Origin of the sequence: Flagellimonas yonaguniensis (assembly GCF_029193885.1) — a bacterium.
GTDB lineage: Bacteria > Bacteroidota > Bacteroidia > Flavobacteriales > Flavobacteriaceae > Flagellimonas > Flagellimonas yonaguniensis.
Genome location: NZ_JARFVB010000001.1, coordinates 831,807 through 855,562 on the forward strand (window position 1 = coordinate 831,807; position 23,756 = coordinate 855,562).

A 23,756-nucleotide genomic window follows, 5' to 3' on the forward strand; every position below is an offset into this window, starting at 1 on the left:
TAGAGATATTGAAAAAGCCTCCCAGTCGGGAGGCTTTTTTGTTGATTTTTTTCTGTCACTTATTTACTTTCGGCTTCGTCCCACTTCATTTTATAGCAGATATGTGTGATTTTTCCTTTGGAGTTCACGGTAACTTCAAAACCTTGTTTGGAACGGAAATACGCATCACGGAGGAAGTACCATTTACCGTTTTTAAAGAAGAACTCTCTTTTGTCCGGTTTCCATTCGGCAATGGGGTAGATATAATCCAAAAGTGCTTGAAAGTGTGGAGCTGAGTCTTTGTTGAGAATAAAGTCATCGCGAATATAACTGGTCAGTTTGGGTAAGTCGGTATTGGTTTTAATATGCTCAAACCGATTTACCTCTTGCCCGTTATCAATTACAATAAACTCATTGACTTGCTTTTCCTTTTCCCCATAAATGTTTTCAGTTTCCTGTGTGATATGGAACACATCATACTTCAAAATACTTTTTACCGATTCGGAAGTGATCTTGGTGTAAAGTGAGGTGCAGCTTTTGTTTAAAAAATTGTCAAGTCTTAGGGTTTCGTCTATATGATCTTGGCAAAATGCAGAAGAAATGGAAAGTAGAAAAAGACCAGCCAATGACTTGCTAACTATGTTTTTACGAATTTGGGACATTTTGGTTGTGCATAGATGAACAATCCCAAACTTAAGGTAAATGTCATATCTGAGTAGGAACGATCTGATGAATACCCTATATCAATTTACGAATGAGGCAAATGAATGTAAATAAAAAAGATAATACCCTTCAAAGAATCATTCTGGAATAGGGAATTACCGTATCGTATCCTTTCGATTTAAAATAGGAAATGCTCTTTTCGTCCCCAGTGGCCAATACAAAATCGCCACCCCAAGCGCCAAGGCTTTTTACCATTCCAAAATAATCAGGAAAAAGACGTTGCTTTACAGGTTCTATTTTTAGAATATGGGAAAACAAGGTTTCGTGCTCTTCCATCAGATATTCAAAATCTGCCAGAGTAGGGGTCTGTATCATTTTTCGGGTAATACTTGAAACTTGCTTAACCAGCTCGGATTTGTCAAACTGTTGTTTTCTATAATTGGCTATGGCCTCTTTGCTACTTTGTTTTTGATTGAGGTGAACAAAATAGAGGGAGTCCTTGAAAATTGGATTGAAATCTATCTCTTTGATTTTTGGCTCTCCATCAACCAGTTGATATGTGATAGGTGAGTTATACTGTGCACAGGCAATATCGTAACCGCTACCCCCAAAGGCATTCCATAAAAGTTGGTAAGCATCTACACGTGCCCATTGCGCCAAATTGTTTATAAGGGTGGAAGAAGTTCCAAGACCCCACGATTTTGGGAAAGTAAGATGGGTCGATACCTGGAAACCATCACTATCCGTCAGTAATAATGGGTTTTGGACATTAGCTTCCAAAAGTAAAGATGTCAAGGTTTTGGCCATGGTTTCATCTGAAGAGGAAACCACATTTAAATTGGTAAGGTCAAACTTCGCAGAGAACCAGACTTTATCATTTTCATCAAAACTGGTCCACTCCAAAAAACCTGATTTGGTCGGAGTTACATGTAGCGATTGCCCATAGCTGGTGCGGATGGCCAAGCCCAAAGCTCCATCCAAAATAGCATACTCGCCAGATAACAATAACTTGCCGTTGCTGTAAAACCCCTTTTCCATTATTTTGATTTAATTCTTTCAAAAGCCTCTTTTACCGAGGCATTGGTTACGGTCTGGTCTTTAAAATAATTGACCAATTGTTTCTTTTCAGTTTCGTTAGCTCCCAGTTGGTTCAACATGTTCAACAAGTGCATCTTCATGTGTCCTTTTTGGATGCCCGTAGTGACCAAGCTACGAACTGCGGCAAAATTCTGTGCCAATCCGGCAACGGCAACAATTTGCATCAATTCTTTTGCTGATGGATTTTGAAGGATTTCCAAAGCCAATTTTACCAATGGGTGCAAGGTGGTCAATCCACCAACGGTTCCGAGAGCGAGGGGAACCTCGATCCAAAACTTGAAAACACCGTCCTCGATTTTGGCATGTGTGAGGCTGGAATATTGGCCATCTTTGGCGGCAAAGGCATGCACCCCTGCTTCCACTGCTCTAAAATCATTTCCCGTGGCAAGTACGACCGCATCGATTCCGTTCATGATGCCCTTGTTGTGGGTGACCGCTCGGTAGGGTTCTGCCTTGGCAATGTTCACGGCCTGAACAAATTTTTCAGCAAATTCCATGGCAGGCATATCCGCATTGCCCAAGTCTGAAATGGAACAGCTTACTTCTGCCTTTACCAAACAATCGGGCACATAGTTGGATAAAATGCTCATCACTATCTCGATGTTTTTTTCTTCTTTCGTAAAAGCATCAAAAACAAGTGCCTGTTCCTTCAATGTCTTTGCAAATTGTTCCAAACAGGAGTTGATGAAATTCGCTCCCATGGCATCCAAGGTCTCAAACGTACAATGGAGTTGATGGTAATCTTCAATTTTGTCCGTTACATCCCTTAATTCAATGTTGTTGATGCCCCCGCCCCGTTTTTCCATGTTCTGGGTAATGGATGCAACACTTTTAAGCAATTCTGGTTTGGCAGAAACAAAGAAATTGGAAAGCCTTTCTTTATCGCCTTTATATATAAAGTGTACCTGACCTACTTTTTCAGTACCAATGATCTCGGCTTTAAAACCACCTCGTTCCAACCAAAACTTCGCCGACTTGCTTGCTGCAGCCACCACCGAACTTTCCTCTATGGCCATGGGTACGGCATAGAGCTCACCATTGATTTTAAAATTTGGTGCTATGGCAAAGGGCAAATAGTAATTGGAAATGGTATTCTCGATAAACTCATCGTGGAGTTTTTGTACTTTGGGGTCCGTGTTCCAATACTGTTCCAAAAGCTGCTTGGTGCCCTTGGGGTTCTTGGTACAATTGGTGGCTATCCAATCAATTTTTTGGGTTTTGGTAAGTTTGGAAAATCCTTCAACGGGAGTGTTCATAAAGCTGGGTTAAAGCATTCAAATATACGGATATTGACCATTTAGGTAAGTCTCGCATTGATTTTGAAACCGAAGCAATGCTTCAAAGGTTAAAATTTGTTGCAAACGCAACATCAAAATTTATTTTTCCGATAAATATTAGTAAACTTGAGAGTTTTTAATCAATTTTCACCTTCATGAACAAACAGTCTTTTCTATTCCTATCCCTTTTGGGAGCTGTTACTTTTTCCACAGCACAAAGACTGAGCGAACGCTCCTATATTGATGAAAACCGAACAGGTATCTGGGGATGGAGCTATGGAGGTTTTATGCCCACCAATTATATCTTGAAGGGCAACGTTACCTTTGAAATGGCCATTGCCGTGCGAATGGTGGAAGCCTTGGTACAGGCCAACAAACAGTTTGAATGGGCCATTTATCCTGATAAAAACCATGGGATTTACGGAGGAAATACCAGTTTGCACCTCTACACCAAATTGACCAAAACTTCATTAAAGAAAACTTATAACCAAACAATAAATTTATGTCAGCAGTAACCAAACCAGCCCACAAAAGAGAATTATTTGGTCATCCAGTAGGATTGTATGTATTGTTCTTTACCGAAATGTGGGAGCGATTTTCCTACTACGGAATGCGTGCCCTGCTTACCCTGTACATGACTGCAGAAACGTTGAAAAGTGACCCGCAAAGTGGTCTGGGATGGACAACTACCGAAGCTTTGGCGCTCTATGGCTGGTACACCATGTTGGTTTATGTAATGAGTATCCCTGGAGGATTTTTGGCCGATAGGTACCTTGGACAGAAAAAAGCAGTGACCATCGGGGCCGTTCTACTGACCATTGGGCACGGAGTCTTGGCCATTGACTACTTATGGGCCTATTACACTGGTTTGGGCTTCGTAATCCTGGGTGTTGGAATGCTTAAACCCAATATATCAACCATGGTGGGGGGATTATATAAACAAAATGACATCCGAAGGGATAAAGGCTTTAGTATTTTTTACGTAGGAATAAACCTAGGGTCGTTTCTAGCATCCATTACCGTGGGTATCGTAGCGGCGGTTTATGGTTGGCATTATGGCTTTGGCCTTGCTGGGATAGGAATGTTCGTGGGCTTGTTGGTATACCTCTACGGACAACGGTTTTTGGTCCATGTGGGGAACCAGCCAACTATGGAGGAAAAAGCCTCTGACATAAGTTTGGGACAATTGTTTTCGCAATTGCTCAAATCCCCATTGCAATTGACCGTAGTGGGAGTTCTTATGGCGTATTCCATTTATGCAGGATTTACATACGATGGCCCCGACAATTGGGGATATGGTATGCTATTTATCTTTTTGTCATTGATTACAGGGATGATGATGATGATCTACAAAAACTTGAATGGACAAGTGGAAAAGGACAGGTACGTTGTACTGCTCATTTCACTTTTGATGGTAATTGTTTTCTGGGGGAGTTTTGAGCAGATGGGAGGCCTTATGAATTTATATGCCCAAGAAAAGACCAATAGAATGTTCATGGGATGGGAAGTGCCTGCAGCATGGTTTCAAGCAGCAAATGCAGGATTTATTATCCTTTTTGCCGTAGCGGTGGCAAATTTCTGGGCGAGAAGAAAACTAAAAGGTAAAGAAGCCACCTCTTTGTTTAAAATGGCAACAGGGGTTATCATCATGGGAGTGGGATTTGTCTACATGGTTTTTGCCTCTTTGCAATATGAAAGTTCAGGCTCTTCAGCTATGTACTGGTTGGTGTTGACCTATCTCTTTCATACCATTGGAGAGTTGTGCCTTTCCCCAGTATCATTGTCATTCTTTACAAAATTGGCCCCGGCAAGGTACATGGCCTTGATGATGGGGGTATACTGGGCCGCCACAGGTTTAGGAAACAAAGTTGCAGGAATCGTTGGTGAAAGCTCGGTTCAGGCAGGGGAACTAAAAGTGTTCGGGGGACTGTTCATTTTTGCCGTACTTTTCGGGACATTGGTATTGTTCCTTTTGAAACCATTGAAGCGATTGACGCACGGTGCCGAAGACAACGAAACTGAGATTTCAGCAGAAGATGAGGTCGAAACTATCGAAAGAGGTTAATCCTTCTTCAAACTAAAAACATAATATCCCTTTTCGCCTGTGTAATGGAAAGGGATTTTCTTTTGGGTACAGGTCGCTTTCCATGCGTTGTTCAAACTAGGGTAATTGCTTCCGTCAACCAATACTTTTTTGGGTTTGATGGAATCCAGAACTCGTTCAAGATTGATTTCTGGCGATTGCGTGAGCAGCAGGTAATCCAAATGTTCTTCCAAAGGAAGAATGCCCAGACTATCCACAACAAACAGTTTTTTGTTACCGATACGGTAACTGTTTTGCAATGCCGATGTATTTATTTTTTGAATCCGTTCAGCTATGGTGTAATCGGTTGCGATACTTCCAATGTTGGAGCTGTCCGAAGTGATTATGGAAAGTGAATCGCCCAATCGATGCAACAAAATCGTATTTCTATTCCGATGTGCCAAAATAATGGTTTCCTTTTGATGAGCCCGAACTTGGTTCCAGATGATCCAACTTTGAAAGACAATCAAACCTCCAAAGAATACCAAAGCCGATTTCCATTTGGGTTTGGATAGAAAGATCACCAAAGCTATGATAATAAGATAGCCCAATATCATCTGGATGGAATCAAAAGGGATATTTTTGATGACAAAACCTTCCTGCCGGGCGATCCATCCAATAATGAAGTTCATCAGATGGATGATACTGTTGAAACCATCGACCAAAAATTGGGGCAAGTAATCAATCAAAGCCAATAGGATGACCAAGATTCCAAAACCCAAAATCAATCCTAAAAATGGAACTATGAGTAGGTTGGAAATAAAGAACAAGGCCGGAAACTGATGAAAATAGAACAAACTGACGGGCAAGACACCCAATTGGGCAGCAACACTTACCGATAGCAATTGCCACGTTTTACGAACAATGATATTTTCGGGGAACCAGAACTTTTGCAATTTTGGGTAGATCCAAACAATGGCGAACACGGCGGCATAACTCATCTGGAAACCCACTTGAAACAAAAACAAAGGTTTAACCAGTAAAATAAACAACATGGAAAGTGCAATAATATTGAATGAGTTTGTGGGCCGGTTCAGATAAAGCGCATAGGCCACGAAGGAGAACATGGTCACCGCACGGACAATGGAAGGGGATAGCCCTGCCACAAAAGCATAACTCCAAAGTAGCAAAACAACCAAGATGAGCTTGATGGTTTTACCTCTAGGTAAACGTTCCAATGGAGACAAAAGAAACTCCAAAATGAACAGGATAATCCCCACGTGAAGCCCAGATACGGCCAAAATATGGACCGCTCCTGCATTTTTATAGTTGTTGTAGGTATTCTCGGAAATATCGTCCCGTTTTCCCAAAAGCAAAGCTTGGATAACAGCGAGTTCTTCCAATCCAAAGTTTTTTTCTTCTAGTTTGGAGATGATATGCTCCCTAAAGTTTGAGGCGGCACCGAACAAGGTTTTTGGAGCACGCTCTTTTTTTACAATGGCAGCATAATTGGTGCTGACCTGATGTCGGATTCCTTGTTTTTCGAGATAACTTTTGTAATTGAATTGGTGTGGGTTTAATGCTCGCCGAATACCTACCGGTTTTACATAAATTAAAAACTCATCGTCTACCTCTAATTGCTTAACCATTGAATCCACTGAAATATTCAATAGCATTTTTCCAAATGCTTGCTCATCATCCGTAGTAATGATTTGGGTAATATATCTGTTGGAGAAAGTGTTGGGCTTGAGTACCTCCCTCACTTTTAAGTGCCACACTTTTTCTTGGTTGAGGTCCTTTTTTGAGTAATGATCGGGCATACCATTGCCCATGGAAATCCCAACAACGAACACACCCAAGCATAGCGTGATGAGTGAAGTGACCACTTCGAAATACGGGAACCCTGTTCTTCGTTGCGTTTTACCGACCCAATAGAGAATCGGTATCAGAACAAGCATGGTTAGTAGGGGCAAAAGTGGAGCTACATCAAAATAAAAGCCGATAATGATGCCCAGAATAACCCACAATGTGAGTTTTATGGACACAAAATTAAGTTGACGCACCTTACAGGATGCGCATGGCCTTTACAAAAGCGCTGTTCCAGTACCCTTCCCGTAATGAGGATACCAGCACGCCGCGTGAGGTTGTGGCGTGAATAAACTTGATGTCGTTTCCGTCCACATCGACCACTAATCCCACATGGTTGATGCGCCTACCCGTTTTACTGGTCTTAAAAAAGAGTAAGTCCCCTTTTTCCACATCGTTTACCCTTATTTTGTTGCCTTCCATGGCCATTTGGTAGGAAGTTCTGGGAAACATAATGTCGTTTTCCTTTAAGGAAACATAGACCAGGCCGGAGCAATCCATGCCTCTTTTGGTGGTTCCCCCGTATTTGTAACGGGTTCCTGAAAAAGTCAATGCGGTGGAAATAACTTCGTTTGCCTTAGCATTTTTACGCCCCTCCTTTTTGGATTTTCGTTTAGGGGAAGTGTCGGTGGTGGACCCCTCTACCGTAACGGTTCGGGTCTTGCTGTAGGTGCGTCGTTTTTTACCGGGTCCGCAAGCGGAAATGGTAAAAAGCAACAGTAAGATTATGGTTTTTCGTAACATCCAAGAATAGATTTACTTTCTTGGAAGATAAAACTACGCATTTTTCACAATTAATTGGGCCGCCATTTGACTAGCTCCTTTTCCACCTAATTTTTCCTTGAGCATTTTGTAGTCGGATAACATGCGTTCCCGTTCGGCTCCACCCACTATTTTGGAAAGCTCATCTTTAAGGTTTGTTGTGGTCAAATCATTCTGAATCAGTTCTTTGACTACTTCCTTATCCATGATGAGGTTTACCAAGGAAATATAATCCAACGTGATGATGCGCTTCGCGATTTGATAGGAAATCCAATTTCCTTTGTAGCACACCACTTGAGGGATGCCAAAAAGAGCGGTTTCCAAAGTGGCCGTTCCACTAGTGACCATCGCGGCATGGGAATGCTTTAACAGCGTGTAGGTTTTATTGGAAACATACTCCACTTTGTCTCCTTTAAGAAATGGGGAGTAAAACTCATCAGGAAGACTGGGAGCCCCAGCTATCACGAATTGGTAATCGGGAAAATCTTTTTTTACCGAAAGCATCACGTCCAACATTTTTTGAACCTCTTGTTTTCGGCTTCCGGGTAACAAAGCGATTATTGGTTTTTCTGGGTCTAAATTGTTTTCTTCACGAAATGTTCCATTATCCTGAAGCGGAGTGTTCTCAATTGCGTCAATAAGGGGGTGCCCAACAAACTGAACAGGAAAGCCATGTTTTTTCTCGTAAAACTCCTTTTCAAAAGGCAAGATGACGTACATGTTGTCAATGTCCCGCTTTATTTTTTTGATTCTTCCCTCCCTAGATGCCCAAATCTGGGGAGAAATGTAATAGTTGGTTTTGAAACCGTTTGCTTTGGCCCACTTTGCGATTCTAAGGTTGAAACCCGAGAAATCAATGAAAATAATTTGATCGGGATTGAACTTTTGGATATCATCCTTGCAATAAGCAATGTTTTTGAAGATAGTGGGAATGTTCATCAGTACCTCCAAGAAACCCATAAAGGCCATATCCTTGTAGTGTTTGGCCAGTTCGCCGCCAGCTTGTTGCATCAAGTCGCCGCCCCAACAACGTATCTCCGCTGAGGCATCCTCTTTTTTAAGCGCCTTTATCAAATTGGACCCATGCAGGTCTCCCGATGCTTCACCAGCTATGATGTAATATTTCATAGACTTCTAAACTAAGCCATTACCTTATATAGTAATATCACCAAAGCCGTAACCAAAGTTGCTAGCATAACACCCTTGGCACGTTGGTCTCTCTTTATTCGTAAAAACCCGAAAAATGCCACTAAGTTCAAGATGGCGCCCAATGCCAACAGGCTACCAATATGCCCTTGCTCTATAGCTGCATTAAAGGTTTCAATGATGCCCAAATCGGAAAATAGCAGAATGTAAATCAAGGTCCCAAAGGTATTTGCAATGATTCCCACTATAAATCCTATGATGATTTCTTTCCTATTGTTCATTTAAGTTCCAGTTGTTTATTTGTGGTATGGCATGGTGAGCTGTGAGGTCAAATTGTGTGGGTACTACCGAAATATAGCCTTGTGCCAAAGCCCATTCGTCAGTGTCCTCGCCTTTGTCCAGAAGTTCAAATTCTCCTGTTAGCCAATAATAATTTTTTCCTGAAGGACTTGTTCTTTTATCAAATTCTTCTTTCCAATTGCCGCGTGCCTGTCTGCATATTTTCACGCCTTTTGGTGCTGTTTCCGTTTTGGGAATATTCACATTCAATACGGTGCCCTTTGGAATCCCGTTGGTCAAGGCTTCGGAAACAATATTTTTGATGGCCCCCAAAGTAGGTTCAAAATTGGCATCCCATGAGTAATCGCACAGTGAGAACCCAATGGCTGGAATACCTTCGATGCCTGCCTCAATGGCAGCGCTCATGGTTCCCGAATAAATCACGTTGATGGATGAATTGGATCCATGGTTGATGCCGCTCACACAAATATCAGGTTTACGGTCCAGAATTACCCGAAGTGCCAATTTTACACAATCCGCAGGAGTTCCGCTACAGCTATACTCGCTCGGAGCACCTTCTTTATGGTCTACGACCACCTTTTTGGAAAACAGGGTGCTGTCCACCGTAATAGCGTGTCCCATGCCACTTTGTGGGCTGTCCGGTGCCACCACAACTACATTCCCAAGCTCTTTCATAGTGCGTATCAATGCCCTGAGTCCGGGAGCTGTGATGCCATCATCATTGGTGACCAAAATAAGTGGTTTTTCCATGTAGGATAATTTAAGCCATAAAAATACGTTTTTCATAAGGATATGAAGCTTTCACCGTTTAACAAAAAATTAAATGCAGCGGAAAGGACTGGCACGGTTTTTTCTGTATATTAGGGAATTCATACAATTAGAAACGACGGATGACGCAATGAAGATTTGACGGTATGAGGTCAGATTATTTCGCTCCAGAAAAATCATATTATGAAAAAGAACTTTATTTTGGCACTTTTGGTTATTCTTGTTGCAGTAGCCTCCTGCAGTTTTACCAATAAGTCTTTTGATAACGACGACAAGGATAAATTTTTATTGGAATTGATTTCCTACGTATTGGAAAGAGGACATTATGAGCCCAAAGAAGTAAACGACAGCTTCAGTTCCAATGTTTTTGACGATTTCATCGAGGTCATCGATCCCACCAAAAGGTACTTCTTGGAAAGTGATATCAGGGAATTTGAAAAATACAGGTTCATGATCGATGATGAGATCAGAAACACTGATATTGAATTTTTCAACATCGTATACCAACGTTTGATGGTACGTATGGAAGAGGCCAAGGAAATCTACAAAGAAGTCCTCTCCACCCCTTTTGACTACACCATTGATGAAACCATTGAAATCGATTACGACAATCAAGAGTTTGCTGCCAACAAAAAAGAGCTTAAGGAGCGTTGGAGAAAACAATTAAAGTACAATACGTTGGCAGGTTTTGAGAATAAGATTGAAAACAAGTGGCGTGCATCTATAGCAGAGTCGGGAGGGTCTCCCCAAGACGATGATGCCCTTGTGAATATTTCATACAACGAGATTCCAGGCAATATAGATAAGATACTCACAGAGGAAGAAGCCAGAGAGGTCACAAAAAATACCTTGGACGAATTCTTCGATTTCGTGGATGATTTGGAGCGTGAAGATTGGTTTGTTCAGTATTTGAACACCATTGTGGAAGAATTTGATCCACACACCTTCTATTTTGCCCCCGAGGAAAAGGAAAAATTCGACATTGGCATGTCAGGTAAGTTTGAAGGTATCGGAGCCAGATTGCAGAAGAAGCCTGAAGGAGCCAAAATCGTTGAGATTATTTCCGGAGGTCCCGTTTGGAGAGACCAGAGCCTTGAGGTTGGAGATCAAATACTCAAAGTCGGGCAAGAAGGAGAAGAGCCCATCAATATTGTGGGAATGCGATTGGAAGATGCCATTAAATTGATCAAGGGTCCAGAAGGAACCATTGTGGATCTAACGGTGAGAAAAGTGGACGGAACCATCGAAACAGTTTCCATTACCCGGGATGTAGTGGAACTGGAGGAATCCTACGCAAAATCCGCCACCATTGATACAGGCAATGAAAAATACGGTTTGATCAATCTTCCTAAATTCTATGTGGATTTTGAAGATTATGCCGAAAGAAATGCCGCCACAGACGTTGCCAAGGAATTGGAGCGCCTTAAAGAAGCAGGAGCAGAAGGAATCATATTGGATTTGCGTGATAATGGGGGAGGGTCATTGAAAACCGTTGTGGAAATGGCAGGATTGTTCATAAAAGATGGTCCTATCGTTCAAGTGCGTTCCTCAGGTCAGCGCAAAGAAGTGCACGAGGACAAGGATGAGCGGATTCAATGGGATGGTCCATTGGTGATTTTGGTAAACGAGCTTTCCGCATCAGCATCTGAAATATTGGCCGCTGCCATGCAGGATTATAAGAGAGCGGTAATTATTGGAAGTAAGCAAACCTTTGGAAAAGGAACCGTTCAAAATGTGATTCCTTTGGATAACATTGTTCGTGGAAACGACCATGGGGATTTGGGAGCCATTAAATTGACCACTCAAAAATTCTATAGAATCAATGGAGGTTCCACCCAGTTGGAAGGTGTGAAAAGTGATATCGTGGTTCCAGACAGGTATAGCTATATAGATTTGGGTGAACGCGATCAACAAAATCCATTGGGTTGGGATAAAATCACACCTGCGGATTATAGGGTTTGGGATGGATACATCGATTTTGATGAAGCTGTGAAAAGCAGTAAGGAACGTATGGCAAAAAATGAGCAGATAAAGCTTATTGAAGAAAATGCCAAATGGCTTAAGGAGCAGCAAGATGAAAACTTGATTTCCCTTAAATACGATGCTTACGTGAGCAAGGAAAAAGAAGCGAAAAAGCGTTCGGAAAAATTCAAGAGTTTAAGGGATTACGATTCCAGACTTACTTTTAGCTCTTTGCAATATGAGAAAGAGCTCTTCACTCAGGATTCCATACTTAGGGAAAAGAGGGATAGATGGCACAAAGATTTGGCGCGTGACATTTATGTGGAAGAAGCTGTGAACGTACTGAAAGACCTTCACAAGAACAATATCAAGAAAAAAGAGAACGAATTGGCTAGTGTTAAAGGGTAGTCATATTAATCGTATATTTAAAAGGCCAACTCAATTGAGTTGGCCTTTTTTTATGAAACTTTGGCTGATGAATTTCGAACAAGTGTGAAATCAAATGAAGAATAGGACAATTTATGCCCTGCTCATGGTGCTGTGTATTATAGGTTTTTGGGTGTTCGATAATTTTTATACACCTGCCACGTATTCCAATGCCAAAGAACCGAATATTAACCTGATTGGGTCCAACTTTTTACCAAGCTCCACAACGGGAGAAATCGTGAAGCACAACTACTATGCGCTTTCTTATAGTGAAGCCCATGAACAGGCAGAGTGGGTAGCATATACCCTCAAAAAAGAGCATTTGACTTATGATGATAGGGAACGTCCCTATTTTATCGAGGATCCCCAAGTAAGTACAAAATCTGCTGATTGGCGAAACTATAGAGGTTCGGGATACGATAGGGGACATTTGCTCCCTGCTGGAGATAGGAGGTTTTCGGAACAGGCCTACAACGAAACGTTTTACACAAGCAACATAAGTCCGCAGGACAAGTATTTTAATGCCGGTATTTGGAACCGTTTGGAGCAGAAAGTGCGTTATTGGTGCAAAAAATATGGAGAGGTAATGGTGGTAACGGGAGGTGTGCTGGAAAATAATTTGATTGAGATTGGCGACGAAGATGTGGATGTCCCCCACTTTTTTTACAAAATAGTGATGAGGGGAAATGGCGATAATGCCAAGGTCGTCGCATTTTTGATTCCTGCAAAGGAAAGTCAAAAAGCACTTCAAAGCTTTGTGGTCTCCATTGACGAAATCGAGGAGAAAACAGGCATTGATTTTTTTGAGAAACAGCCTAAGGTCTGGCAGTTGGAAATTGAATCCAAAGTGGATACCGGTGGATGGAAATTCTAAATACCGTCCTTCAAGCGGTTGGAGTCCAGTTTCAGGAAAATGAACAACAACATCGTGAAGAAAATCAACCCGGAACCCCCATAGCTAAAAAAGGGCAAGGGAACCCCAATGGTGGGCAATAGCCCAATGACCATTCCGATATTGATGAAATAGTGGAACACAAGAATCGAAATCGCCCCGTAGCCGTACATGCGGCTAAAGTCACTTTTTTGTCGTTCCGCGATATAAATCAGCCGTAAAAAGAACAGGGAAAATAACAGAATTACGGCCGAAGTACCCAAAAAACCCCACTCTTCGCCCACAGAACTGAAAATATAATCCGTGTGTTGTTCAGGTACAAAATCCCCTTTGGTCCGTGTGCCCTCCATAAACCCTTTTCCGGCAAACCCACCCGATTCAATGGCTTTTTCAGATTGATAGGTGTTGTAACCAATGGTTTTTCGGATTTCATCGAGTTTCTCTTCATCTTTTTCCAAACTCAACCACAAGGCAAAGCGATCTCTATGTCTTTGTTCAAAAACGTTTTCAAAAACAAAGTTCACGGATAGGGAAAAGAGTATGGAAACAACGATTACTCCCAAAACGGGAGCTATAGGGATTTTCACAGAAGCTTTTTTGAAGGTGTAGATCAATAAAGTCAGTATGATCAGTCCAATCGCAACCCAAACAGTCCCGAACATCAACGTTGTGGCAAACAGTACCACAGCAAATATCAGGATGCCTAAATAATAAATCGGAAACCCCTCTCTGAACAGCACAAAAAAGAGTGAAAAATAGATGAGTGAACTCCCAGGATCGGGCTGTGGCAATATCAATATAGCAGGCAACAGGATAATGGCCACGGCGTATAATTGATGCTTTCCCGTTCGTATATCGGTTTGGATATCGCTTAAGAACTTGGCAAGTGCCAAGGAAGTCCCCACTTTGGCCAACTCAGATGGCTGAAGGTTGAAGAAACCAAGGTCGTACCAAGAAGTTGCCCCTGCTATCGTTTTTCCAAAGACGAACAAGCCCAAGAGCAAGACAATGGAAACAATGTAAAATATGGAGGCGAAGCGTTCAAAGAAGTGCGATTCCACAAACAGCACGAAAATAATGCCCAATGCCGCAAGACCTATGAAAAAAAGCTGCTTCCCATACAAAGTGGAAAAATCAAAAATGGAAGTACTGGTCTCGCCTACAGAGGTGGAGTAAATATTGAGCCATCCGATAAATACCAAAAGTGCATAGAGGATGACGCTGATCCAATCCAACCTTCCAAAAGGCCCTTTACCAGACATATTCGTTTATTTCGAAAGGTTCGTCACTATACGGTTTGGCATATTCGTGTTCCAAAGTTTTTTCCAGCATACGTTTTTCCAAATCTTTACGGGTAATCTCGCCTTTAATGTATTTTTCAATCAAAAGAGAGGCGATGTGGCCCGCATAGCGTGCTCCGTAGTAGCCATTTTCAATATACACGGCCAGGGCTATTTGAGGGTTTTCAACAGGGGCAAAAGCGACAAAAACAGAATGGTCCGTCAATTGCATCCGTTCCCCATCAATACGGATATAATTCTCCACTGTGCCCGTTTTTCCAGCAATATCAATCCCTGGGATTTTCACCCATCTGGCCGTACCGTAATTATACACATTGGCCATGCCTTCTATTACAGGGTCAAAATGCTTTCTGTCAATGGTGGTATAGCGTGGTTCAGTGTATTTCGGGTCGATTTTCCCGTTATTTCCTATACTTTTGATCACATGGGGTGTGTAAAAATACCCGCGGTTGGCAATGGCAGCCGTCATATTGGCCAATTGTAACGGTGTGGCTGCAATTTCTCCCTGCCCTATGGAGTTGGATATGATGGTGGATGCTGCCCATCTACCATCTCCATACCATTTGTCGTAATAAGCCACATCTGGAATCCTTCCAGGTGCACCCGTAGGAAGGTCGGTGCCTAGATAATCTCCGAGGCCAAAACTTTTCATGTGTTTTTCCCAAACATCCATGCCTTCGTCGGTGGTCTCATATTTGTCAAAAATCTTTCGAAATACCCCGGCGAAATAAGCATTACAAGACTCGTATATTCCAGAGTTCAAATCCCTGATGCCGCCACCACAATGACATCCTCTAAGTGTGTTTCCGACGTAAAACCCATGATAACACCTGATTCTGGTCGAGGGGTCAATAACCCCTTCTTGTAAACCTATCAAAGCATTTAATGTCTTAAAAGGAGATCCGGGGGAGGGCTGTGCCAAAATAGAACGGTCCCAAGTGGGTTTGGATATGGTATCGTAATGCAGCTTGCTGTAGTTTTTGGATCGTTGTCTACCCACCAAAAGAGCAGGGTCGTAGGTAGGCCCGGAGATCATGGTCAATATCTCGCCGGTTTTGGGTTCAATGGCCACAATGCCACCTCGTTTGCCGTGCATCAATTTTTCTCCGTACTCTTGGAGGGTTTTGTCCAAGGTAATCTGGATTTCCTTGCCTTGTTGGGGCAGGGTATCCAGTTTTCCATCCTTGTATGGGCCAATATCTCGATTAAAACGGTCTTTTTGAATATGTTTGACGCCTTTACGACCCCTTAATGTTTCTTCATATTGTTTTTCAATGCCCGTGCGTCCCTTCAATTCCCCGGCAACGTAGTACGGATTGTTTTTAAGGTCCCATTCGTTTACCTCACTGATATATCCGAGCACATTTGCCGCACTTTTGGTGTTGTAGTAGCGCAATGATCGTTTTTGAATATAGAAGCCCGTAAAATGGCGCATTTTTTCCTGAAGCTTTGCGTAGTCTTCCTTGGAAAGCTGGGGTACCAAAACCGAAGGCAGTCTGGGGGAATACTGTCTCGCTTTTTCCATTTTGGAAAGGAACTCAGGTTTTTCGATTCCCAAAAGGGTACAGAATTCCAAGGTGTCCAATGGTTTTACCTCCCTTGGGATGACCATAACGTCGTATGCAGGTTGATTACCCACCAAGAGCTTGCCATCCCTGTCATAAATGTAACCTCTTTCAGGGTAGTCGTAGACTTTTTTTATGGCAGGGTCATCCAAAATTTGATCAGGGGAAAACCGAAACAATTGCAAATAGGATAACCTACCTATGAAGGTAAAACCTATAAGTACAACTACGGATGAAAGCAATAATTTTTTCATGACCAACCTATCTTCTTGGATGCGACATATATACCAACGATAAAAACTACGTTTTTATTCGCTTTTTGGACTAAAAAGTGAACTGAATAATACACAAAGTATCAAAGTTACAATACCTGTGGCAAAAACTTTTTTCAAAATTAATAGGATATGGGCGATACTTAAAATTTCAAACGAAAAGAATATGAGATGATGTATAAGGACAAGTAAGGCCAAAAACGTGATACGCTGTACCTTGGTCGTGTTCTTAAAACTGAAGCTTTGGAAGTCATAATTCACCCCAAAACAAAACCGCATAATGGCGGGACGTGCATATGCAATGGTTGTCGATGCCAAAGCATTTAGAGCAAGTGTATCTGAGAAAATATCAATGACAAGCCCCAATGAAAAAGCCGTAAGCATAAAAATAGCACGATTCCCTTTGATGGGATACCAGTAAAAGAAAATCACATACACAAATGGATTGATAAAACCCAAAAAGTTCAGGTTGTTGAAAATCAAAACCTGTGTGATGACCAACAAAACAAAACGCAAAATATTTATGATCAGGGTGTTGTTCATTCTATGGTTCTGGATTCTAGTTCCTCGATTTCCTCTTTGTCCTTATTTTCGATCAGGTATACATTTTTGATGTTGGCCATGTCCGAAAACAGCTCCACATCAATGTTGTAAAAACTCTTGGCATCATCCAGGTCGTACTTTTTGATGATTCCTATGGGAACATTTTCTGGAAAAATGCTGGACATGCCTCCAGTAACAATGGTATCGCCCACAACTAAGGGTACCAATCGGGGAATATCAATAAGTTGTACAGCAGTATAGTCTTTTGTGTCCCAAATCAAAGAACCAAAGTATTGCGTGCCCTTTATTTTGGCATTGATGTTGGATTTGGTATTGAGAACACTTTGTACCGTGGCAAAATTGTTGGATACATTTTCCACAATCCCCAAAATACCATCCGTGGTGATCACCCCCATATCTTGATGCACCCCGTCTTTTACTCCTTTGTCAATTAAGATATAATTTCGAGGGGAGGTGAAACTGTTCTTGATGAGCTTGGCATCTAGAACTTGGTAGACGGCCAAAGAGGAATTCAAGGGGTCAATACTATCGTATTGGGCGTTGAAAAGCATTTTCCGCAACTGCTGATTTTCCTCTACCAATCTTTTGTTCTCCTCTTGCAAGCTAAAATACGAGGATACATCAGAACCAGCACCATAAATGCTGCCCGTGACCCATCTGGATGAATTAAAAAATTTGGATTGATGGTAGGAATGCGACCGAATCGTCATCACCAATGAGATAAACGCGAAAAACGCATACAAAAATGCATTTCGATAGCGTAAAACAAAATTGATAATGCGTTGCATGCAATCGTATCGTTAAGAAGGTTTTTCAACTCCTTGAAGGTAATGGAACTGCAAGGAATACAGCCCTATTTTATTAAAATACTTTTATAGCGTTCCAAGTTCTTCAGTGCAATACCTGTACCTCGAACAACTGCTCTCAAAGGATCTTCGGCAATATATACGGGCAAATCGGTTTTTTGGGAAAGTCTTCTGTCCAGTCCTCGTAGCATGGAACCACCACCTGCCAAGTAAATACCTGTGTTGTAAATATCGGCGGCAAGTTCTGGTGGCGTTTGGGACAAGGTTTCCATAACCGCATCCTCAACCCGCAAAATACTTTTGTCCAAGGCCTTAGCGATTTCCCGGTAGGAAACCTGTACCTGTTTTGGTTTACCTGTCAAAAGATCACGCCCTTGGATGGATTTATCCTCTGGTGGGGATTTTAAATCCTCAGTTGCGGAACCGATTTCAATTTTAATGGCTTCTGCTGTAGTTTCACCCACATACAAATTGTGTTGTGTGCGCATGTAATAAATAATATCGTTGGTAAAAACATCACCCGCGATTTTCACGGATTTGTCACAAACGATACCTCCAAGTGCGATGACCGCAATCTCCGTGGTACCACCACCTATGTCCACGATCATGTTTCCTTTGGGTTGCATAATGTCCAGACCGATGCCGATGGCAGCGGCCATAGGCTCGTGAATCAAGTATACCTCTTTACCATTAACACGTTCTGCAGACTCACGTACCGCACGCATTTCCACTTCGGTAATCCCAGATGGAATACAAATGACCATCCGAAGCGCTGGCGGAAACCACTTTTTCTTGAGCGCTGGAATATTTTTGATGAACATACTGATCATCTTTTCCGAAGCATCAAAGTCTGCGATTACTCCGTCTTTCAACGGGCGTATGGTCTTGATGTTTTCATGGGTTTTCCCCTGCATCATATTGGCTTCGCGGCCCACCGCGATTATTTTCCCCGATACACGGTCCCTTGCCACAATGGAAGGGCTGTCCACAACCACTTTGTCCAAGTGGATGATCAGGGTATTTGCAGTACCGAGGTCAATGGCTATTTCCTCGGTCATGAAATCAAAAAATCCCATAAAAATCGTCTGTTTTTCGGATTAACGGTAAAAATTATCGGCTAATGTACTAAAATTAATGTTTAAAATGCCGTGTACCTGTCATCACCATGGCCATTCCATTTTCGTTGCAATAATCAATGCTCAATTGGTCTTTGATGGAGCCTCCTGGCTGGATTACACTTTTAATGCCAGCTTTGTCCGCAATCTCCACACAGTCAGGGAATGGGAAGAACGCATCACTGGCCATAACGGCACCGTTCAAATCAAATTCAAAAGACTTGGCCTTATGGATGGCTTGGTTCAAGGCATCAACACGTGAAGTTTGTCCTGTTCCGCTAGCGCACAATTGTTTGTTCTTGGCCAAAACAATGGTGTTGCTTTTGGTGTGCTTGCACAATTTGGAAGCAAAAAGCAAATCTTCAATTTCTTTTGGTGTAGCTTGTTTTTCGGTAACAGGGGTCAAATCTGCTTTAGCATCGGTTTTGGAATCTTTATCCTGAACCAAAACACCGTTCAAACAAGTTCTTACCAAAGTTTCTGGCAATTCAATTTCGTTTTGAATCAAAATGATTCTATTCTTTTTGCCCTTCAAGATTTCCAAAGCCTCATCGGAATAGCTGGGAGCAATTACCACTTCGCAGAACAGTTTGTGGATTTCCTCTGCAGTGGGCTTGTCAATTTCAACATTGGAAATCAAAATACCGCCAAATGCCGAAACAGGGTCACCGGCCAATGCATCCACATAGGCTTGATGGATAGAGCTTCGAGTTGCCAATCCACACGCATTGTTGTGTTTTAAAATGGCAAAGGTAGGGTCGTCATTTTTAAATTCGCCCATTAGGTTTACTGCAGCATCAACATCCAAAAGATTGTTGTAGGATAGCTCCTTCCCATGAAGTTTTGAGAACATGGCATCAAAATCGCCAAAGAAGAACCCTTTTTGGTGTGGGTTTTCGCCATAGCGCAATACTTGACCTTTGGTCTCGCTGATTTTTAAAACAGCTTCTTCATGGTTTTGGTTGAAGTAATTGAAGATGGCCGTATCGTAATGTGATGAAATATTAAAGGCCTTGGTGGCAAAACGTTTGCGATCTTCTAAGGTCGTGGTTCCGTTTCCTTTGGAAATCACGTTCAAAAAGTCTTCGTAATCCTCCATGGATGATACGCAAAGCACATCCTTGAAGTTTTTGGCGGCAGCCCTGATTAGGGAAATACCACCGATATCGATTTTTTCGATTATATCTTGTTCCGATGCACCGCTGGCAACGGTTTTTTCAAAAGGGTAAAGGTCTACAATCACAATGTCCAACTGTGGAATGTCGAATTCCTTCATTTGGGACACATCATTGTCATTGTCCTGTCTGTTCAAAATACCACCAAAAACCTTGGGGTGCAATGTTTTTACACGACCGCCCAAAATGGATGGGTAGCTGGTCACATCTTCAACAGGTACCACATCGATACCAAGGTCGCGGATGAATTTTTCGGTTCCCCCTGTAGAATAAAGGGTTACTCCTAGTTTATCCAATTTTTTTACAATAGGTTCCAATCCGTCTTTGTGGAAAACGGAAATCAATGCAGCGGAGGCTTTTTTGGCAGTACTCATTTCTATCTTAAAAATCAATTTCTTAAGCGTACAAAAGTACTTGATCTGTCCCTAAAAAGCAGTACGGGTTATCAACAAAATGGGAGAAGTTTTACAGAATTTTGGCCACCTCGGCATTGATGAATTCCAAAAAGCGCTCATCTTCTTCCGTAAATGGATCAGGCGTGTTGGAATCGATATCGATTTGGCCCACATTTTCCCCATTCACAAACAAGGGAACCACAATCTCTGCTTTTACAGTTATACTACACGCAATGTAGTTATCTTGAGCGGCCACATCGGGTACCACAAAGTTCTCGTTGCTCACGGCAACCTGTCCGCAAATGCCCTTTCCAAAAGGAATGATGGTATGATCGGTGGGAGCGCCTGCATAAGGTCCCAGTTTCAATTCCTCTTTGTTGCCATTTTTAAAATAGAACCCGACCCAATCGTAATGATCCACATTGCTGCGCAATAGTTCACAGATTTCGCCCAAACGGGTATCCACTGATTTGGTTTCATCGGTTACGATTTCGAGTACCTTGGGTTCCAAAGATTTTAGCATGAGGTAATTTTTTTGCAAAGGTATTGAATCATGGATTTGTACGATAAAAGAAATCAAACTTACAGGTCTAAAAAAGAATAAACTTTTGTTAAGTCCAGCGCTTCAGTTCGATATTTTGTAATTTTGTTCTTCAATGAAACAGTTTTTTCATCAAATAGTATCCTCACTGATGGCCCTTTTGGTCTTGGCTTCCACGGTTTCATGGACGGTGGACAAGCATTTTTGTATGGGCCGTGTAATGGATATTTCCTTCTTTTCCCATGCTGAAGATTGTGGCATGGAAGCAGGATTGGCATTGATGGAGAATGATGATTTGAAGAAAAGTTGCTGTGCAGATGAATCCTTTACCATGCAAGGGCAAGATGACCTTAACCTTGCTTGGCAAGATTTGGATTTGGAACATCAAATGTTCTTGGTCGCCTTCACAAGTACTTATGTTGATATTTTTGTTCCGTTGGAGAAATGTCCTGTTCCTAACGAACAATATCCACCACCTAAACTGGTCAAAGACATTCACGTTCTCGACCAAGTCTTTTTAATTTGATTTTTTGAATTAGAACCGTTGACCTGTTTCAAGCATGATTCGGGCGCACCTATTTATTTTCAAATATTTCTAATTCAATTTTATCATATTAAATGAAATCATTTCTAATCATATTATGTTGTCTTCCATTTTTGGCGAGTGCCCAAGATACCATTCAAGGTATGGTAATGGAAGCCAATCCAGATAACAAACACCTTGGTTTGCCAGGAGCCAATGTTTACTGGCAAGGTTCCCCGATTGGAACCATGACCAAGGAGGATGGGACCTTTTCGATTCCATACTCAAAAGAATACAATAAACTAATTATAAGTTTTGTGGGGTTCCAAACAGATACCCTCACTATTGATCAACCTAAAATGGTGCATCATTGGTTGCAACCATCCAATGAGTTGGATGAGGTTGTGGTAAAACAGAAAAAAGAGGCCGTCCAAAAGACTTTCTTTTTGGCCCAAAACGTAGTAACCGTCAATAGTGCGGAATTGTTAAAGGCAGCTTGCTGCAACCTTTCCGAAAGTTTTGAGACCAATCCGGCGATTGATGTCAATTTCAATGACGCCTTAACAGGGACCAAGCGCATCGAAATGCTTGGTCTTACCAGTCCTTATCTGTTGATTACACAAGAAAACATTCCTATGGTTCGTGGGGCTTCGCAAGCCTTTGGGCTCACGTTTACCCCTGGCACATGGGTTGAAAGCATACAAATAACCAAAGGAGCGGGTAGCGTGGTGAACGGTTATGAAAGTATCTCTGGACAAATCAATACAGAACTTCAAAAACCACTTACCGATGTGCCGCTTTTTGTGAATGGCTATGCAAACCTAAATGGGAGGTTGGAATTGAACACTCATTTTAACACTAAGCTGACTGATGAATGGAGCACAGGTCTATATATCCATGGCAACCGCAGGGATTCGGAAGTGGATAACAACAATGATGGTTTTTTGGACAATCCATTGGCCAACCAAATCAATGTAATGAATCGTTGGCAATATCAGAATCCAGAGAAAGGTTGGGTAAGTTTTTTCAATGTACGTTATTTAAATGATGAAAAGCAAGTGGGTGAGAGTGGGTTCAATCCCGAAACGGATAGGTTTACCACAAATGCTTGGGGCAGTGAAATAAACACGGAACGTTTTGATGGTTCCGTTAAGCTGGGTTATGTATTTCCCAATTTACCTTTCCAAAGTTTTGGTTTCCAGGCATCCTATAGTCATCATGCGCAAGATTCGTACTTTGGGTTCAATACCTATGACATTGACCATGAAAGCATCTACTCCAATCTTTTATTTAATTCAATCATTGGGAATACAAAGCATAAGTTTAAAACCGGGATATCCTTTGCTTATGATGGATACGATGAGTTGGTCAACGGAACAATCTTTACAAGATCGGATAGGTCTGCAGGGGCATTTTTTGAATACAGTTATACCAATTTGGAAAAATTGAGCTTTACGGCAGGTGCCCGTTTCGACACCCACAACCGATTGGGGAATTTCTTTACGCCTCGATTGCACGTTCGCTACACGCCCTGGGAAAATGGAAGTTTCCGTGGCTCTTTTGGATTGGGAAGAAGAGCGGCCAATATTTTTGCCGAAAACCAACGAATGTTTGCTTCTTCAAGAACTATACAGTTAAATGGCAATGGAGGGAATATCTATGGTTTCGATGCCGAAAAAGCAATAAATTATGGGGTCAGTTTTATTCAAAAGTTCAAATGGTTTGATAGACCCGGGGATTTCAGTATTGATTTTTACCGTACCGATTTCGAGAATCAGGTAGTGGTGGATTGGGAAAATCCAAGGGAAATTGTTTTTTCCAATTTGGATGGAGATAGTTATGCCAATAGCTTACAGGTGGAACTTAACCATAGGGTTTTACCCAATGTGGAAGTAAGGGCCGCTTATAAATTTTATGATGTAAAAACTGAGTATCAAACTGGTCTGCTCCAAAAGCCGTTGCAAGCAAGGCATCGATTTTTTACCAATGTGGGGTATAACACCCAACCTAAGGAAAATGGAGCGCAATGGCGATTCGATTATACTTTCAATTTGTTGGGTGAGCAACGTCTGCCAAGTACAGGTGCCAATCCTCTGGAATATCAATTGGGTGAATTTGCAGATGGGTATAGTTTGATGAATGCCCAAGTGACCAAAGTGTTCTCCAACAAGTTCGAAGTTTATTTGGGCGGGGAGAATTTGACTAATTTTAGACAATATGACGCCGTTTTAGGCGCGGATGACCCTTTTGGCGATTACTTTGATACCACAATCGTTTACGCGCCAATATTTGGAAGAATGCTCTACATGGGCTTTAGATTTAAAATTTAATTTATAA

At 41.9% G+C, this 23,756-nt stretch carries 20 protein-coding genes and 1 pseudogene; 6 read left to right on the forward strand and 15 right to left on the reverse strand.

Annotation, left to right across the window (positions count from 1 at the left end):
• Positions 1 to 59 precede the first annotated feature (59 nt).
• From PY092_RS03745 to PY092_RS03755, 3 genes are all read right to left on the reverse strand, one after another.
• The gene (locus PY092_RS03745; RefSeq protein WP_275614512.1) at positions 60 to 641 is read right to left on the reverse strand and encodes a hypothetical protein; all 582 of its coding nucleotides are present in this window, start codon (positions 639 to 641) and stop codon (positions 60 to 62) included.
• A 130-nt stretch (positions 642 to 771) separates the two neighbouring features.
• Positions 772 to 1,680 carry a GYDIA family GHMP kinase gene (locus PY092_RS03750; protein ID WP_275614513.1) on the reverse strand — a complete coding sequence of 303 codons (909 nt, stop codon included), beginning with the start codon at positions 1,678 to 1,680 and terminating at the stop codon, positions 772 to 774.
• On the reverse strand, positions 1,680 to 2,996 hold the full coding sequence (locus PY092_RS03755; protein ID WP_275614514.1) for a hydroxymethylglutaryl-CoA reductase, degradative: 1,317 nt from the start codon (positions 2,994 to 2,996) through the stop codon (positions 1,680 to 1,682). Before PY092_RS03755 ends, PY092_RS03750 begins: the two co-directional genes overlap by 1 nt.
• 227 nt (positions 2,997 to 3,223) lie before the next feature.
• On the opposite strand from PY092_RS03755, the pseudogene PY092_RS03760 reads away from it, so the two are divergent.
• Positions 3,224 to 3,504: pseudogene (locus tag PY092_RS03760) on the forward strand (prolyl oligopeptidase family serine peptidase); the annotation flags it as partial.
• 15 nt (positions 3,505 to 3,519) lie between these two features.
• Positions 3,520 to 5,082: a peptide MFS transporter gene (locus tag PY092_RS03765; RefSeq protein ID WP_275614515.1), complete on the forward strand. Its 1,563-nt coding sequence runs from the start codon at positions 3,520 to 3,522 to the stop codon at positions 5,080 to 5,082.
• On the opposite strand, the gene PY092_RS03770 is transcribed toward PY092_RS03765, so the two are convergent.
• Genes PY092_RS03770 through surE form a run of 5 tightly spaced genes read right to left on the reverse strand, consistent with a single transcriptional unit; the run spans position 5,079 to position 9,864 of the window.
• Complete coding sequence (locus tag PY092_RS03770) at positions 5,079 to 7,085, reverse strand: ComEC/Rec2 family competence protein (RefSeq protein ID WP_275614516.1); 2,007 nt, start codon at positions 7,083 to 7,085, stop codon at positions 5,079 to 5,081. The two genes, PY092_RS03765 and PY092_RS03770, sit on opposite strands and share 4 nt — an antisense overlap.
• Before the next feature lie 19 nt (positions 7,086 to 7,104).
• The gene (locus PY092_RS03775; protein ID WP_275614517.1) at positions 7,105 to 7,650 is read right to left on the reverse strand and encodes a C40 family peptidase; all 546 of its coding nucleotides are present in this window, start codon (positions 7,648 to 7,650) and stop codon (positions 7,105 to 7,107) included.
• A 33-nt stretch (positions 7,651 to 7,683) separates the two neighbouring features.
• Positions 7,684 to 8,796: a lipid-A-disaccharide synthase gene (lpxB, locus tag PY092_RS03780; RefSeq protein ID WP_275614518.1), complete on the reverse strand. Its 1,113-nt coding sequence runs from the start codon at positions 8,794 to 8,796 to the stop codon at positions 7,684 to 7,686.
• 11 nt (positions 8,797 to 8,807) lie between these two features.
• Complete coding sequence (locus PY092_RS03785) at positions 8,808 to 9,095, reverse strand: hypothetical protein (protein ID WP_275614519.1); 288 nt, start codon at positions 9,093 to 9,095, stop codon at positions 8,808 to 8,810.
• A complete protein-coding gene (surE, locus tag PY092_RS03790) occupies positions 9,085 to 9,864 on the reverse strand; it encodes a 5'/3'-nucleotidase SurE (protein ID WP_275614520.1) in 780 nt (259 codons plus the stop codon). Before surE ends, PY092_RS03785 begins: the two co-directional genes overlap by 11 nt.
• Positions 9,865 to 10,065: 201 nt before the next feature.
• On the opposite strand from surE, the gene PY092_RS03795 reads away from it, so the two are divergent.
• The gene (locus tag PY092_RS03795; RefSeq protein WP_275614521.1) at positions 10,066 to 12,252 is read left to right on the forward strand and encodes a carboxy terminal-processing peptidase; all 2,187 of its coding nucleotides are present in this window, start codon (positions 10,066 to 10,068) and stop codon (positions 12,250 to 12,252) included.
• 94 nt (positions 12,253 to 12,346) lie between these two features.
• On the forward strand, positions 12,347 to 13,144 hold the full coding sequence (locus tag PY092_RS03800; protein WP_275614522.1) for a DNA/RNA non-specific endonuclease: 798 nt from the start codon (positions 12,347 to 12,349) through the stop codon (positions 13,142 to 13,144).
• Here the strand turns inward: PY092_RS03800 and rodA are convergent.
• The 7 genes from rodA to PY092_RS03835 all read right to left on the reverse strand — a co-directional run bounded on the left by rodA (position 13,141) and on the right by PY092_RS03835 (position 20,878).
• Positions 13,141 to 14,424, reverse strand: coding sequence for a rod shape-determining protein RodA (gene rodA / locus PY092_RS03805; protein WP_275614523.1), 1,284 nt, complete (start codon positions 14,422 to 14,424; stop codon positions 13,141 to 13,143). The two genes, PY092_RS03800 and rodA, sit on opposite strands and share 4 nt — an antisense overlap.
• Positions 14,414 to 16,282 carry a peptidoglycan D,D-transpeptidase FtsI family protein gene (locus PY092_RS03810; RefSeq protein WP_275614524.1) on the reverse strand — a complete coding sequence of 623 codons (1,869 nt, stop codon included), beginning with the start codon at positions 16,280 to 16,282 and terminating at the stop codon, positions 14,414 to 14,416. Before PY092_RS03810 ends, rodA begins: the two co-directional genes overlap by 11 nt.
• Positions 16,283 to 16,336: 54 nt before the next feature.
• A complete protein-coding gene (locus PY092_RS03815; RefSeq protein ID WP_275614525.1) occupies positions 16,337 to 16,843 on the reverse strand; it encodes a rod shape-determining protein MreD in 507 nt (168 codons plus the stop codon).
• On the reverse strand, positions 16,840 to 17,652 hold the full coding sequence (gene mreC / locus PY092_RS03820; protein WP_275614526.1) for a rod shape-determining protein MreC: 813 nt from the start codon (positions 17,650 to 17,652) through the stop codon (positions 16,840 to 16,842). Before mreC ends, PY092_RS03815 begins: the two co-directional genes overlap by 4 nt.
• Before the next feature lie 65 nt (positions 17,653 to 17,717).
• The gene (locus PY092_RS03825) at positions 17,718 to 18,746 is read right to left on the reverse strand and encodes a rod shape-determining protein (protein ID WP_275614527.1); all 1,029 of its coding nucleotides are present in this window, start codon (positions 18,744 to 18,746) and stop codon (positions 17,718 to 17,720) included.
• Positions 18,747 to 18,801: 55 nt separating this feature from the next.
• Complete coding sequence (purH, locus tag PY092_RS03830) at positions 18,802 to 20,334, reverse strand: bifunctional phosphoribosylaminoimidazolecarboxamide formyltransferase/IMP cyclohydrolase (RefSeq protein ID WP_275614528.1); 1,533 nt, start codon at positions 20,332 to 20,334, stop codon at positions 18,802 to 18,804.
• Positions 20,335 to 20,425: 91 nt separating this feature from the next.
• On the reverse strand, positions 20,426 to 20,878 hold the full coding sequence (locus PY092_RS03835; RefSeq protein ID WP_275614529.1) for a GAF domain-containing protein: 453 nt from the start codon (positions 20,876 to 20,878) through the stop codon (positions 20,426 to 20,428).
• A gap of 133 nt (positions 20,879 to 21,011) precedes the next feature.
• On the opposite strand from PY092_RS03835, the gene PY092_RS03840 reads away from it, so the two are divergent.
• Both PY092_RS03840 and PY092_RS03845 read left to right on the forward strand, forming a co-directional pair.
• A complete protein-coding gene (locus PY092_RS03840; protein WP_275614530.1) occupies positions 21,012 to 21,422 on the forward strand; it encodes an HYC_CC_PP family protein in 411 nt (136 codons plus the stop codon).
• A 92-nt stretch (positions 21,423 to 21,514) separates the two neighbouring features.
• Positions 21,515 to 23,749, forward strand: coding sequence for a TonB-dependent receptor (locus tag PY092_RS03845; RefSeq protein ID WP_275614531.1), 2,235 nt, complete (start codon positions 21,515 to 21,517; stop codon positions 23,747 to 23,749).
• Positions 23,750 to 23,756 lie beyond the last annotated feature (7 nt).